Below are 13,933 nucleotides of genomic sequence, written 5' to 3'. Positions count from 1 at the left end.
CTGCTATTCAGCAGGTTTTTTTGTGTTCACGGTTTTCGTTGGTACGTCCACAATCTGTTGTGGTTTGAAGTTTCAGGGAACATTTCTCCCACCGTAAGCTTGATTTTTTGCGGATTTTTGACCATGCTTCCCGTTTCGCCGATTTCAACGTACACACCGTTATTCGGCGCTTTTTGTCCCGGGCGGAATTGATGCTGCTGTCCCACGTCATTTCCTCCTTTTTCTTTTTTATGTAGTATGCGCTTGTATGCGGAGAAATATCAAAAACCGCTGAATGAGATTCAGCGGTTTTTTTGTTCATCCTGTTTGTAAAGAAGAGCTTTCAGGAGCGCTTTTTGCGCGTGAAGCCGGTTTTCCGCCTGCTGGAATACCGCCGAGTTCGGACCGTCGATAATCTCGGACGTGACCTCTTCTTCCCGATGCGCCGGCAGGCAATGCAAAAATGTATAGTCGGGTTTGGCGAGACTGACGAGTGAGGCGTTGACTTGATACGGTGCAAACACATTCAGCCGCTGCTGCGTCTCTTCCTCCTGCCCCATGCTCGTGAAGACGTCAGAGTAAATCACGTCTGCATCCCGCACCGCTTCCTGCGGATTTTCGGTAAGGGTGATTTTCGCTCCGGAAACAGCCGCCGCTTCTCTCGCGGCATTCACCGCCTCTTCCTCTGCTTCATAGCCTTTCGGCGAAGCAACCGCAATGTCACAGCCCATTTTTGCGCAGCCGATCATAAGTGAATGCGCGACATTATTTCCGTCACCGATATAGGCGACTTTTACTCCTTTTAATTTTCCTTTTATTTCTTGTATCGTTAACAGATCCGCGAGTGCCTGACACGGGTGATACCGGTCGGTCAGCCCGTTTATGACGGGAATATCAGCATGCTCGGCAAGCTCTTCGACTTTTTCATGCTCAAAGGTGCGGATCATAATGGCATCAACGAAGCCGGACAGCACCTTCGCCGTATCCGCGACCGTCTCCCCCCGCCCAAGCTGCAGGTCGCTGCTTGAAAGAAATAGTCCCGTTCCTCCGAGCTGGGCCATTCCCGCTTCAAAAGACACACGTGTGCGGGTTGAAGATTTTTCAAAAATCATCGCCAATGTTTTCCCTTGGAAAATCGGCTGTATCGGATGTTGTTTTAATAATGAAGCTTCTGTCAAAAGCGCATTGATGTCTGACGGGCTGATATCTTTTAATGAAAGAAAATCTTTGCCGTACAAATGGGTTAATGTGTGTTCCGCTTTTATTGTGTGCATGATGCCACTTCCTTTTGATAAAGATCTTTGAGCGATACAGGCTGAGGTTTGCCGGAGCCGCTTGCTAAAAATGCCTTTACGGTTTCCGGTTCAGTAAAGACCGTCACACCGTGCGTCATGGCTTCGATCCGTTGTTTACGCGCTTCTTCAGAGTGATTGAAATTAATATGGACCGCTTTATCCTTTCGCTCTGCCCATGCCGGGAACGCATCTTTGCATACGGTAAATCCCGCCTCTTGAGCCTGACGTTCCAATTCCGCATCACAGCCTTCCAGATAGATGCTGCCTTTTTTCTCCCAGACGTGCGCGTAGATTTTTTTCAGTGCGCTTTCTGCGTCAAACGCGACACACATGCCTTCTCCGGTCGACTTCATTTCCGGCCCGGGCTTTACGTCCACATCCTGAATGGCGTGAGAAGAAAAAACCGGGAATTTCACTGCAGTTCCGTGCTGATTTTGAACCTCGGGCTTGATGTCTTTAAGGGAAGCGCCGGCCAGCAATCTGGCGGCAAGCGGGATCATCGGCACCCCCATCACCTTAGACACGACAGGAACCGTGCGGCTTGCCCGGGGATTCACTTCAAGAACGAGAATATCCCCTTTGTCATCAATGACAAACTGAATGTTCATAATGCCTTTAAAAGCCAGTTTTACCGCGATTTTTTCGGCGGCCTCTTTTATATTCCGCTGCATATCAGGTGTGACAGACGGACCCGGAAGAATCGCAAAACTGTCGCCCGAATGGACGCCGGCCCGTTCAATGTGCTCTGTGTAAGTCGGCACGAATACTTCATGTCCGTCGGAAATCAGATCGATCTCCAATTCTTTTCCTGTAATGTACTGATCAATCAAAATCGGGTACGGCATGCCCGCTTCTTTTTCCAGTAGCTCTGACATTTGCGCTTCTGAATGAACGACGATCATGCCCATCCCCCCGATGACATAAGACGGACGGATCAGCACGGGGTAGCCGATCCGGCTTGCTTTTTCCGTTGCTTCTTCTTTTGAATAAGCGGTTTCGCCTTTGGCATGTTTAAGATCAAGATCATCAAGCAGCTGATAAAACAGATCCCGATCCTCCAGCGCATCAAGGGTTTCAAAGGATGTTCCGAGCAGCGGAATGCCCGCTTTTTCCAGCGGTTCAGCGGCATTGATCGCGGTCTGTCCCCCAAACTGGACGATGGCAAAATCAATGTTTTCATGTTCCGCCACGTTTAAAATATGTTCTGTCGTCAGCGGTTCAAAATAAAGCCGGTCGGCGATTTCATAATCCGTGCTTACTGTTTCCGGATTGTTATTGATCATAATCGTTTCATATCCCAGCTTTTGCAGGGTCAGGACGCCGTGGACGGCGCTGTAATCAAATTCCACTCCCTGACCGATGCGGATCGGGCCTGAGCCGATGATGAGTGCGCGTTTTTTCTCTTTTCGGCTGACATCTCCGTCGCTTTCCCCAAGGTAGGTGGAGTAGAAATAATTCGTCTTGGCATCAAATTCAGCGGCGCATGTATCTACGATTTTAAACGACGGGACGATGCCTGATTTCTTTCTGAGAGCACGGATGTCTTCTTCCGTTTTTCCCGTGAGAGATGCGATCATGACATCCGTGAAGCCTTTTACCTTCGCCTGCTTTAAAAGCGGGACAGACAGATGATCCCCTTCTTCCATCAGCTTGTTTTCCAATGTGATGATATTTCGGAATACATGGAGAAAAAACGGGTCAATTTTCGTTTTGGCATGGATATCTTCTATCGTTTCACCGCGGCTTAACAGTTCCATGACGACGAAAAATCTCCGGTCATCCGGCGTTACCGCTAATTCCCACAGCTGATTGATCGTACAGCCGCCGAGTTCAGGCAGGCGGGTGCCGATCGTTTTCAGCTCAAGGGAGGCCGCCGCTTTTTGAATGGCCGCTTCCATATTTCTTTCGATCGCCATGACCTCTCCCGTCGCTTTCATCTTCGTTCCGAGCGTGCGGTCGGCATGTTTAAATTTATCAAACGGCCAGCGCGGGAATTTGACGATGACATAATCAAGCGCCGGTTCAAAGCTTGCATAAGTAGAGCCCGTCAGCGGATTTTTCAGTTCGTCGAGCGTATAACCGACGGCAAGTTTCGCCGCCATTTTGGCAATCGGGTAGCCGGTTGCTTTTGACGCGAGGGCCGATGAACGGCTGACACGCGGGTTCACTTCAATGACATAGTACTGTTTGCTGAACGGATCCAGCGCAAATTGAATGTTGCAGCCGCCGACCACATCCAGCGCCGAAATAATCGCCAGGCTTGCGGAACGCAGCATCTGATATTCTTCATCCGTTAACGTCTGGGACGGTGCGACGACGATAGAGTCTCCTGTATGCACGCCGACGGGATCGATGTTTTCCATATTGCAGACGGTGATGCATGTATGATTGCTGTCGCGCATGACCTCATATTCGATTTCTTTAAATCCGGCGATGCTTTTTTCGACGAGGCATTGGCTGATCGGGCTTGCTAACAGCGCCTGTTTAATAAGCGTCTGAAACGCTTCTTTCGTTTTCGCGATTCCGCCTCCCTTTCCGCCTAACGTGTACGCCGGTCTCAGAATAACCGGAAATCCGATAGACTCAGCGAAGCGGAGGGCGTCTTCTTCGTTATCGACGATTTCGCTTTCCGGAACGGGCTGGTCGAGCTCTTTCATCAGAGCGCGGAACTGCTCCCGGTCTTCGCCTTTTTGAATGGTTTCCACCGATGTTCCTAAGAGCTTGACGTGATGCTTCTTCAGCACGCCTGCTTCTTCAAGCTTAACGGCTAAATTCAATGCCGTCTGGCCGCCCAAATTGGCAAGCAGACCGTCGGGTTTTTCTTTTTCAATAATGGCCTCGATGCTGTCGGTTGTGAGCGGTTCAAAATATATTTCATCGGCAAACGCCTCATCCGTCATAATTGTTGCCGGGTTGTTATTGACTAGAATAACGCGGTATCCTTCTTCTTTCAGAGCCATGCAGCCCTGCGTTCCTGAATAATCAAATTCTGCCGCCTGGCCGATGATGATGGGGCCGGAGCCGATGACTAATATGCTGGAAATGGTTGTATCTTTAGGCATGAGCGATTTCTCTCCTTGCTGGTATCACTTTCTCTAGAAATTCATCAAATATCCACTCGCTCTCAGCCGGTCCGGGGTGAGCTTCAGGGTGGAACTGGACGCTTAATACGGGAAGGCGCTTATGAATGAGCCCTTCCACTGATGTATCATTGACATGATGAAATCTGATCGATAGTTCGTTTTCGTCAATTGACGCTTCATCGACGACATAGCTGTGGTTCTGGCTTGTCATAAACACCCGTTTCGTTTTCCGGTCAATGACGGGATGGTTGGCACCCCTGTGGCCGAACGGCAGCTTATACGTATTTCCTCCGAAAGCCAGGGCAATCAGCTGATGCCCGAGGCAAATGCCGAGTGCAGGGAAATCACTGAGTAAAGATGTAATCCGGTTCATGTACGGCGCAATCGCTTTCGGGTCGCCCGGGCCGTTTGAGAGCACGATTCCGTCAGGCTGAATGTCATAAACGGCATCCATCTGCTGATACGGAATGACCGTTACTTTACAGCCGCGCTTTACAAGTGACGAGGCGATTGATTTTTTATAACCGAAATCAATCAGCGCAATATGCCGGTCTCCGTTCCCCATTGAAGTGATGTCTTCAGACTGCGCCAGCTCCGCCGGATTTTGTGTTCCGGATGCTGCGGGAATTTCTCCTGCTGTTGACACAGCAGCGTTCATCGTGCCGCCGGAGCGGATGGCTTTGACGACGGCCCGTGTGTCCACTTCGGTTAAGAGCGGGATGTTCCATTTATTTAAATACTCTCTCAAGCTTGAGACTGCTTCATGGTGAGAAAAATGTTCACACGCTTCATAGACGGCAACAGCCTTGACTTGTGGAATTTTACTTTCAAGGTCTTTTTCATTAATTCCGTAGTTTCCGATCAGCGGATACGTAAAGACGATGATCTGACCCTTATATGACGGGTCTGTAAGCACTTCCTGATAGCCCGTCATTCCGGTGAAAAAAACAGCTTCGCCAACACAGCGGGCCTCTTTTTCAAGTTCACCGCCGAATGATGTTCCGTCTTCCAATACTAAATAGCCTTTCATCTAAAGCCCACCTCTTGATGATTAATTAATTAAAAATATGAATTTTTATACCTTTATATCGAAAAAAATTACCGTTTCACTGCCGAATGCGCTTCGATCGCTGCTTTCAGCATACTGACGGCCGACAGCATTTCTTCTTCAGAAACCGTAAGCGGCGGGAGCAGCCTGATGACATTCGGTCCGGCCGGAAGCACGAGAAGCCCGCGTTCCTGCAGATCTCCGATGATGCCGGACACGGGACCTGCGCATTCAATGCCGATTAATAACCCTTTTCCGCGGATTTCTTTTACAAAAGGCCCTGTCAGTTCACGGTTCAGCTGCGCTTTTAAAAAAGAGCCTTTGTCTGCCGCCGCCTGGAGAAAGTCCGGCTGAAACACAATGTCCAAAGTTGCTTTCACAGCTGCCATGGCGAGCTTATTGCCGCCGAAAGTCGTACCATGCGTACCCGGCGTAAAGGCGTCGCCAAGCTTCTTTTTGCCGATCACGGCTCCGACGGGAAAACCGTTTCCAAGCCCTTTCGCAGCAGTGATAATGTCCGGGGAAATGCCGAAATGCTCATAGCCGAATGCCTTGCCCGTCCGGCCGATTCCGGTTTGAATCTCGTCTGCGATAAGCAGCGCCTGTTTGTCTTTGCAAAATGTCTGTAAGGCTTCGATGAATTCCCGATCGGCGGGATTGACTCCCCCTTCTCCCTGCACCGTCTCAAGCATGACGGCGGCGATATCATCCTCTTTTGAAAGCGAGCTGAATGCCGACGGATCATTGAACGGAAGATAGTGAAAGCCTTGAAGCATCGGTCCGAAACCGGTCTTGATTTTGTCTTGTCCGGTGGCGGCCATCCCCGCATAGGTCCGTCCGTGAAAGGATTGATGGAATGTTACGATTTTTGTCTTTCCCGTTGCTTTACGGGCAAGTTTAATGGCGCCTTCATTCGCTTCGGCTCCGCTGTTGCAGAAGAAAACGAGATCCCCCTCGCTATGTCCGGCAAGCTTTGCCGCGGCTTTTTCCTGAAGATCATTTTCAAACAGATTGGAAACGTGCCATACGCTGTCAAGCTGTTCTTTCACCGCTTCTGTCACCGCATCATGACAATGGCCGAGATTGGAAACGGCGATGCCCTGAATAAAATCGAGATACGTTTTTCCGTTTTCATCCTCTGCGATTGTCCCTTTCGCTTTTTTAATATCGATAGGCCAGCGGCTGTAGGTTTGAAATAGGCTGCTCATGACACGCTCTCCTTTTCTTTGACGATTTTTGTTCCTCGGAAGACTTGATTGGTGAAAAACGCTCCTTTTCCGTTTACGATCATCACTTCCTCGACATCTTCACTCAGTGCCGATAATGCCGAGTTTACCTTCGGAATCATCCCCCCTGAAATTACGCCGTCATCGATGAGGGCCTGAATTTCTTGCGGCGTCAAAGTATCCAGCCTGTTCTCTCCGTCCATAATTCCTTCGACATCCGTGACAAATAAAAGTTTATCGGCGTGTAAGGCTGAAGCGACGGCCGATGCCGCGGCGTCTGCGTTGACGTTCAGCGTTTCGAAATCACTTGTCATGGAAAGCGGAGCGATAACGGGAATGATGCCTTCTTTCATTAATGCGTGGATGATTGACGGATCGGTTTTTTGTATTTCGCCGACTTCTCCGTATTTGTCTTGATTAAGGTAAGACGCTTGAAGGAGACCGCCGTCCTTTCCTGATATTCCCGCGGCTTTCAGCCCGTTTTTCGCGAGTTCGGTTACGAAAAATTTATTGATCGTCCCTGACAAGACCATTTCCGCTGTTTCCAGCACCGGTTTGGTCGTTTTCCGCTGTCCATCGACAAATTCCGTTTCAATCTGCAATGTTTTCAGCATTCTTGAAATGTCCGGGCCTCCTCCATGCACGACGGCAAGGTTCCAGCCCGATTGCATAAGCTCTTTTACATTTTGAAAAAAATCGGCGGATAACTCGCGGATTACACTGCCGCCGCACTTAAAAACGATGGTTTTCTTCATGCCGCTCCCCTTTGCTATGTGCGATAGCTCGCATTGATTTTGATATAATCATAGGTTAAGTCACAGCCCCATGCCCGGCCGCTGCCGGAGCCTTCCTGCAGGCGGACTGCAATCGTAATTTCATCACCTGATAAGTACTCCTTGGCATCAGTTTCCGAAAACGGCTGAGGTTCGTTGTGTTTAAACAGACACTGACCGCCGAGGAAAACTTCCACTTGTTCGGCCGTTACGCTTGCCGCACTGTGCCCGATGGCGCCGATGATGCGCCCCCAGTTGGCATCTGTGCCGTAAACGGCGGTCTTCACAAGGCTTGAGCCGACGATTTTTTTGGCGATAATATTCGCCTCAAGGTTATTTTTCGCGCCTTCGACTCTGGCTTCAATTAATTTCGTCGCTCCTTCACCGTCTCTGGCAATATCTTTGGCAAGGTCTTCGCATACAAGCTTTAACCCCTTTTTAAATGCCGGCCAGTCAGGGTGCTGCTCCGTCAGGCAATCATTCCCCGCGCAGCCGTTCGCCATCACAAGCACCATGTCATTCGTCGATGTTTCTCCATCAACGGTGATTTGGTTAAATGAAACATCCGTAATCTCTCTGATCGCGTTTTTGAGCGACTGTTCTTCCACGGCCGCGTCCGTTGTGACAAAGCCGAGCATTGTCGCCATGTTGGGGTGGATCATGCCGGAGCCTTTCGCCGCTCCGCCGATCGTGATGATGTCTCCGCCGATCACCAGTTCATAACACGTCTGTTTCGTCACTGTATCCGTCGTCAAAATGGCTTCTTCAAATGCTCCGGACACTGACGGCGCTTGACCGAGCTGTTCAATGCCCGCCTGAATTTTTTTCATGTCTAAAAGCTCGCCGATCACCCCGGTTGACGAAACCGCAACAAGCTCCGGCTCAATGCCGAGCTGGCTCGCGAAGCCGTCCCGCATTTCATAGGCGTCCTTTAATCCTTGGTCTCCCGTACAGGCGTTGGCAATCGCGCTGTTGACGATAACCGCCTGAAGCACGGCCTCTTTTTTTAAGCTCTCTTGCGTCACTTTCAAGGGCGCTGCCTGAAAATGGCTCTGCGTATATACCGCCGCACTGACTGCAGGCGCTTCGCTGATAATCGCTCCGAGATCTTTTTTTGAATAGCGCAGACCGCAGTGCACGCCCTTTGCCTCAAACCCTTTCGGCGAAGATACGCCGCCTTTTATTTTCGTGATTTCCTCACTCAGCTGAATCATATTTTCGAATCCCTCTTTCGTTCTATGGATAGACTGGCGTCATCGTAAGTCCCGTTTCTTCCTGCCAGCCATTCATGATATTTAAATTTTGAACCGCCTGCCCTGCGGCGCCTTTCATCAGATTATCTATGACAGAAACGATGGTGGCACGGTTTGTTCTTTCATCCACGGTGACACTGATATCACAAAAATTGCTGCCGTATACCTCTTTCGTCGCCGGAAATTCACCTTCCGGCCTGATTCTGACAAAATATGAATCTTTGTAGAATTCGGAATACAATTCTCTTACCTGTGCAGCAGACATACCCGGAGGGGCGTCGGTATACATTGTCGCCATAATGCCCCTTGTCATCGGCGCCAAATGTGCGGAAAACGTGATCGGGCCTGTGCCGGGCTGCCAAGCCGCTAATTGCTGTTCAATTTCCGGAGTATGCTGATGCTCATTAACCTTATAAATTTTAAAATTATCATTCAGCTCAGAATAATGAGTGCCCATGGATGCTTTTCGGCCGGCACCGGATACGCCTGTTTTCGCATCAACAATCAGAAAAGAATCTTGTAAAAGCTTATTCTTCGCCAGCGGGGCGAGCCCGAGCAGCACAGCCGTCGGAAAACATCCCGGATTGGCAATCAGCTTAGCAGTCTGAATCTCTTCTTTTTGCAGTTCGGCTAAACCGTAAACCGCGCTTTGAATCGTTCCTTTCGGCGCGGCCTTCCGCTTATACCACTTTTCATACACGGCCGGGTTTTGAATCCGCAGATCGCCGGATAGATCAATGACCGGGATGCCCGCCTCCGCCAGCTTGGGCGACCACTCTCCGGAAACGCCGGGCGGCGCGGCTATAAACATGACATCAATTTCGTTTCGAATCGTTTCTATATGAAGCGGCTGAAGTGATTGTGACGCTATATTCCTCAAATGCGGATATGAAGCGGCATATTCTTTTCCTTCGTCGCTCGATGAATATAATATACAATCTTCTGCATAAGGGTGATGGTTAAGAATCCTGACAAGTTCGGCGCCTCCATAACCAGTCGCGCCTATAATACCTATTTTCAACGGGTTCACCTTCTTGGTTTTTGTGAAATTATTTAACATTATAACATGAATAAAAATTAATTCAATTGTATATTTAATATTTTTTCATTCATTTTCCATCGGTTTTCGCTGACAAAAAACCCCCTCTCGATCAAGGGGGTTTCATAAGAAAAACAGGCTGATCGGATCAGCCTGTTTTTTTCAGCATCATCAGCCCGCTTATAAAAAACAGCACGGAGCTGGCGTAAAAAATAATATAAACCGTAAAGAAATCAGCGAGAAACCCGCCGAGAATAATGGCGGCAGCTGAAAATACGGCCGTCCAGAAATGATAGCTGCCGACTTTTTTCCCCCGCTCCCCGCCGTCAGTGTAATCGGCGATCATGATTTTCTCGCCGTGTTTTTGCATGGCGCCGAACAGGCCCAAAAGCACCTGCACCACATAAACCTGGTGCACGCCGGTAATGTGCGGGAGCGTCAGAAGAAGCACCGCCATCCCCCACGAATTCGCCATCAGGAACCAGCGGGGATCCAGTCTTGCCGACAGCCGGCCGAGCAGCGGATGAATCAATGCGCCGCTCAGGCCGAACAAGCCGTATGATAGACCGAATTGCGTGTAGCTGGAACCGATGTTTTTAATAAATAAAATATAAAACGGAAAGATCAGGCTGCCGGCAAAAAAGACACTGCTCTGAGACAGGATCAGCCATTTTAAATGGTTGTGTTTCATGATTTGTACCTCTGATAAAAATAATTCATAAACAAGTCATCGGGATCATATTTGTGTTTTTTCTGAAAGAACATATCGCTTTTCGGATATGCCTCGCGCATCTGCTCTTTCGTTTGATACAGCATATACGGCAGATAATAGCTGCCGCGGTGGCGCAACGCCGTATCCGTCATTTTTCTGACAATCCGCGCTGCACTCGCCTGGCTGTCTTTTGAAAACCCTTCATTGATTAAAAGAACGAGTGAAAACATGTCTTCCTTTGCGTATGACAGATCGGCTTTTTCATTTTTTTGCACGTAGCGGATCGTAATATTTACGAGATTGAGATCTTCATGTGACAGCGTCTTGCGTAAATCATGAATGTACGGCGCAAATTCGCCGACGGGCACGAAGTATTCTTGAAGCACGTCGGTGTTGTCCGTGTTTTCATATTCCAAAAATTTCGATTCTGACCGCATGACATTGTTCCTGGAGACTTTCACGCCGTTTTGACTGAGAAAATAAGACTGCTGGGTTGACCAGAACCAATTTCTTCCCCAGTCATACCGGCGGGAGAGGCCGAGCGCGAATTTCGTCAGCGCCGGATGCTCATCTTCTTTCAGTTCATTGTGCCGCTTTAATTCTTTCTGATTGTCTGAGAGTGTGTAATCAGTCACATACATATCGTGCAAAAAGCCTTTATCCCCTGTTGCGATCCGCGCGAGATGCATGCGCACGGCGGGGTTGCGCTGAACATGCTGCGTAAAATATTGACTGTATGTATCAGCGTTCATGCGTTTCGTTTTCATTTCATAAAGCTCATCATCCGTCAGCTCAATATCCGCGTCAAGGATGACGCCGAACAGGCCGTAGCCGCCGATGACGGCTGAAAACAGGTCATCTTTCGGAGTAACGGTGATGACTTTGCCGTCCGCCTTTAAAAGATGAAACGATTTGACCGTATCAATCAGCGAACCGTACCGGATATCCCGGCCGTGGGCGTTGGCACTCAGTGAGCCCCCGATCGTAAAAATGTTTTGCGATTGCATGACTTTTACCGCGAGCCCGTACGGATTGACATAGCGCTGAATATCATTCCACGTCGCTCCCGCCTGCACTCTGATGATTTTTTTCTTTCGGTCGAGACCGAGTATTTTGTTGTAGCCCGTCATGTCGAGAACGATACCGTCTTCATAATACGTCTGGCCGCCCATTGAGTGCTGGGCGCCTGCGATTGAGATCTTCAAATGCTTTCTCTTTGCTTCCTTAATCGTTTCGACCAATGTTTCTTTCTCTTTTCCTTTGACCGTCTGCTTAATTTTCACGGGCATGAGACGGCTGACATCCGTCATTGTCCCTGCCTGCCCCTCCGGCTCTTTGTGAAAGGCGGAAACAGCGAACAGCGCCGTATAAACAAGAATGCTAAGGATAATGAGAAGTAATTTTTTCTTCATGGGTTCCTCCCTCGCATGCAGCCGGTCTATTATATCATGCCTCCGTCCGTTTTTTTCCTTTTTAACCCGATACCGCAAAAACCCCCGAATGGCGGGAAACTTGGTTTTTTTAGTGACTTGCCCTTCTTTCCGCACGCCGGTCTGCAGCGACAAAGCAGACAAAACGGGCCCCGGCAGAATCATGTTTAGTACAGTTCAAAACGGTCATCCGGAAAACACCGGGCATAAAAAATACACAGAAATCCCTAAAAATGATTTTTAGTCAGTATATAATCGATATATATGCAGATGTATTACCAAAGGGATTGTTTAAAACAAAGATGTTAAATGAGGTGGGGAAAATGAACATAAAAGGGATCAATCATCTTCTTTTTTCTGTTTCAGATTTGGAAAAATCTATAGAATTTTATGAGAAAGTATTTCATGCACAACTCCTGGTTAAAGGACAAAAGACAGCATATTTTGATCTGAACGGGCTTTGGCTTGCACTTAACTTAGAGGCGGATATACCAAGAAATGAAATACATAAATCCTATACGCATATGGCCTTTACAATTGACCCAAAAGATTTTGATGCAATACTTCAAAGGTTAAAAAATCTAAATGTAAATATATTAAATGGGCGTCCTAGGGATAAGCAAGATCAAAAGTCAATTTATTTTACTGATCCCGATGGACATAAATTTGAATTCCACACAGGTACACTCCAAGACAGACTGTCCTATTACAAAAAAGATAAACCTCATATGAAATTTTATATATAAAGGTTTGTTTGCAATCCAAAACAAGCCCTCACTGTCGCTTATATGCAGACAAAAGAAAAGCACCTCGGATTTTAGGATGTACCTAAAATCCGGGGTGCATTTTCTTATTACTGAATCCCTAATGCGATTTTTGCGTAGCGTGACATTTTGTCTCTTGTCCACGGCGGATTCCAGACGATGTGGACTTCCGTCTCTTTTACATCCGGAATGTCGGCGAGCGCTTTTTTCACCTCGTCGACGATGATCGGAGCGAGCGGGCACCCCATTGATGTCAGTGTCATCGTAACGTGCGTCAGGCCGTCGTCATCCATATCAACGTCGTATACAAGGCCGAGATTGACGATATCGACGCCGAGCTCAGGGTCAACAACCTGCTCCAAGGCGCCCATGATGTTTTCTTTTAATGCTTCTTCCACGTTCCATCACTCCTTTTTCCTCAGTATAACGTAAAAGCGGCTTTTGTTAACACCTTTGTGCTTTATAAATGCTTATCGAACCAGGCGACGGTTTCTAAAACGGCGTATCTCGGGACTTTATGATCAGCCCGTTCGTCTTTCAGAAACTGAAGATGGTCGGGCCGGCTGCTGTAATGAGGTTTAATCGTCTCATAAAAACCGCGGGTCGGTGCATACGGAACGACTTTGTCTTGAACGCCGTGCCAGAACAGCAGCGGGCGGCTGCGGAGTTTTTCCGGTTCCAGACTGAGATCGAACGGTTTGAGCCGCGCAAACAGTTCATCGACCTGTTCTTTTGTGACGTCAATGTCGATGTCCTGCTTTTGAATATGGTCAATCTGCTGCTGAAAAAATGCCGTATAGTTCGGACTTCCCATCAGACTGACGCCGGCTTTGACCCAATCATACGCGGCCATCGCGCCGAATGTCGTAATTCCGCCCATTGAGGTGCCCGCAAGACCGATCCGCCCGTCTTCAATCAGACCGCGCGCTTCAAAATCCTTTTTCAGCACGTCAAGCTCCTCGATTTCATTTAAGACAATGTCCCAAAAATGGACGGCGAGCTCTTCTGCTGACAGCTGTTCAGCGCGTTCACCGTGGTAAAGAGCTTCCGGCAGCACGGCTCTGAAACCCTTTTCAGCAAGCAGGTAAGCGAAATGAAGATTATGCTCCTTCGCGCTTGTAAAACCGTGAATAAAGAAAACAAGGGGAGCGGGACGGTCCCGATTTTCTTCTTTTACAATATGTAAAAACGGAATGCCTGATACGGTTTGATGATCAATAAGAATCACGTTGACTCCCTCCTTAGGATAACCATAATCATAAGTGTAACATGTAGACAATAAAGATGGTAAAAAGCTACACTGTACATAAGAGAAAAACAGCAAATTATAT

The 13,933-nt window shown here is 48.4% G+C and carries 13 protein-coding genes; 1 reads left to right on the top strand and 12 read right to left on the bottom strand.

Going from position 1 to position 13,933, the window contains the following annotated elements:
• Positions 1 to 26: 26 nt before the first annotated feature.
• The 10 genes from ACWJJ4_RS10775 to ACWJJ4_RS10730 form a co-directional block, all read right to left on the bottom strand.
• Positions 27 to 206: a YjzC family protein gene (locus tag ACWJJ4_RS10775; protein WP_003155070.1), complete on the bottom strand. Its 180-nt coding sequence runs from the start codon at positions 204 to 206 to the stop codon at positions 27 to 29.
• A 75-nt stretch (positions 207 to 281) separates the two neighbouring features.
• Positions 282 to 1,253 carry an ornithine carbamoyltransferase gene (argF, locus tag ACWJJ4_RS10770; protein WP_071391999.1) on the bottom strand — a complete coding sequence of 324 codons (972 nt, stop codon included), beginning with the start codon at positions 1,251 to 1,253 and terminating at the stop codon, positions 282 to 284.
• A complete protein-coding gene (locus ACWJJ4_RS10765; protein ID WP_326355092.1) occupies positions 1,241 to 4,336 on the bottom strand; it encodes a carbamoyl phosphate synthase large subunit in 3,096 nt (1,031 codons plus the stop codon). Before ACWJJ4_RS10765 ends, argF begins: the two co-directional genes overlap by 13 nt.
• Positions 4,329 to 5,387 carry a carbamoyl phosphate synthase small subunit gene (locus ACWJJ4_RS10760; protein ID WP_077722049.1) on the bottom strand — a complete coding sequence of 353 codons (1,059 nt, stop codon included), beginning with the start codon at positions 5,385 to 5,387 and terminating at the stop codon, positions 4,329 to 4,331. Before ACWJJ4_RS10760 ends, ACWJJ4_RS10765 begins: the two co-directional genes overlap by 8 nt.
• A 68-nt stretch (positions 5,388 to 5,455) precedes the next feature.
• Positions 5,456 to 6,613, bottom strand: coding sequence for an acetylornithine transaminase (locus ACWJJ4_RS10755; RefSeq protein WP_454021640.1), 1,158 nt, complete (start codon positions 6,611 to 6,613; stop codon positions 5,456 to 5,458).
• The gene (argB, locus tag ACWJJ4_RS10750) at positions 6,610 to 7,386 is read right to left on the bottom strand and encodes an acetylglutamate kinase (protein WP_326233639.1); all 777 of its coding nucleotides are present in this window, start codon (positions 7,384 to 7,386) and stop codon (positions 6,610 to 6,612) included. The genes ACWJJ4_RS10755 and argB overlap by 4 nt, the downstream gene beginning before the upstream one ends.
• Positions 7,387 to 7,400: 14 nt before the next feature.
• On the bottom strand, positions 7,401 to 8,618 hold the full coding sequence (gene argJ, locus ACWJJ4_RS10745) for a bifunctional ornithine acetyltransferase/N-acetylglutamate synthase (RefSeq protein ID WP_454021639.1): 1,218 nt from the start codon (positions 8,616 to 8,618) through the stop codon (positions 7,401 to 7,403).
• Positions 8,619 to 8,640: 22 nt separating this feature from the next.
• Positions 8,641 to 9,678, bottom strand: coding sequence for an N-acetyl-gamma-glutamyl-phosphate reductase (gene argC / locus ACWJJ4_RS10740; RefSeq protein WP_113766354.1), 1,038 nt, complete (start codon positions 9,676 to 9,678; stop codon positions 8,641 to 8,643).
• Between the two features lie 166 nt (positions 9,679 to 9,844).
• Positions 9,845 to 10,387: an MFS transporter gene (locus tag ACWJJ4_RS10735; protein ID WP_003155082.1), complete on the bottom strand. Its 543-nt coding sequence runs from the start codon at positions 10,385 to 10,387 to the stop codon at positions 9,845 to 9,847.
• A complete protein-coding gene (locus ACWJJ4_RS10730; RefSeq protein ID WP_003155084.1) occupies positions 10,384 to 11,820 on the bottom strand; it encodes an FAD-binding oxidoreductase in 1,437 nt (478 codons plus the stop codon). Before ACWJJ4_RS10730 ends, ACWJJ4_RS10735 begins: the two co-directional genes overlap by 4 nt.
• Before the next feature lie 341 nt (positions 11,821 to 12,161).
• Here ACWJJ4_RS10730 and fosM point away from each other — a divergent pair, with 341 nt between their 5' ends.
• Positions 12,162 to 12,584: a FosM family fosfomycin resistance protein gene (fosM, locus tag ACWJJ4_RS10725; RefSeq protein ID WP_070081612.1), complete on the top strand. Its 423-nt coding sequence runs from the start codon at positions 12,162 to 12,164 to the stop codon at positions 12,582 to 12,584.
• 107 nt (positions 12,585 to 12,691) lie between these two features.
• On the opposite strand, the gene ACWJJ4_RS10720 is transcribed toward fosM, so the two are convergent.
• Together ACWJJ4_RS10720 and ACWJJ4_RS10715 are read right to left on the bottom strand one after the other, a co-directional pair.
• Positions 12,692 to 13,000 carry a metal-sulfur cluster assembly factor gene (locus ACWJJ4_RS10720; protein WP_003155088.1) on the bottom strand — a complete coding sequence of 103 codons (309 nt, stop codon included), beginning with the start codon at positions 12,998 to 13,000 and terminating at the stop codon, positions 12,692 to 12,694.
• A 62-nt stretch (positions 13,001 to 13,062) separates the two neighbouring features.
• Positions 13,063 to 13,830 (bottom strand): prolyl oligopeptidase family serine peptidase, encoded by a 768-nt coding sequence (locus tag ACWJJ4_RS10715; protein ID WP_007409140.1) that lies wholly within the window; start codon positions 13,828 to 13,830, stop codon positions 13,063 to 13,065.
• Positions 13,831 to 13,933 lie beyond the last annotated feature (103 nt).

Source organism: Bacillus sp. JK62 (assembly GCF_053663455.1).
The sequence above is the reverse complement of the archived record's forward strand: the minus strand, read 5'-3'. Positions and strand labels throughout refer to the sequence as shown.

Coding starts and splice junctions, on each gene's coding strand:
- argB (WP_326233639.1), bottom strand. CDS start 7,386: ATGAAGAAAACCATCGTTTTTAAGTGCGGCGGCAGTGTAATCCGCGAG.
- ACWJJ4_RS10760 (WP_077722049.1), bottom strand. CDS start 5,387: ATGAAAGGCTATTTAGTATTGGAAGACGGAACATCATTCGGCGGTGAA.
- ACWJJ4_RS10765 (WP_326355092.1), bottom strand. CDS start 4,336: ATGCCTAAAGATACAACCATTTCCAGCATATTAGTCATCGGCTCCGGC.
- ACWJJ4_RS10730 (WP_003155084.1), bottom strand. CDS start 11,820: ATGAAGAAAAAATTACTTCTCATTATCCTTAGCATTCTTGTTTATACG.
- ACWJJ4_RS10755 (WP_454021640.1), bottom strand. CDS start 6,613: ATGAGCAGCCTATTTCAAACCTACAGCCGCTGGCCTATCGATATTAAA.
- argF (WP_071391999.1), bottom strand. CDS start 1,253: ATGCACACAATAAAAGCGGAACACACATTAACCCATTTGTACGGCAAA.
- ACWJJ4_RS10735 (WP_003155082.1), bottom strand. CDS start 10,387: ATGAAACACAACCATTTAAAATGGCTGATCCTGTCTCAGAGCAGTGTC.
- fosM (WP_070081612.1), top strand. CDS start 12,162: ATGAACATAAAAGGGATCAATCATCTTCTTTTTTCTGTTTCAGATTTG.
- argJ (WP_454021639.1), bottom strand. CDS start 8,618: ATGATTCAGCTGAGTGAGGAAATCACGAAAATAAAAGGCGGCGTATCT.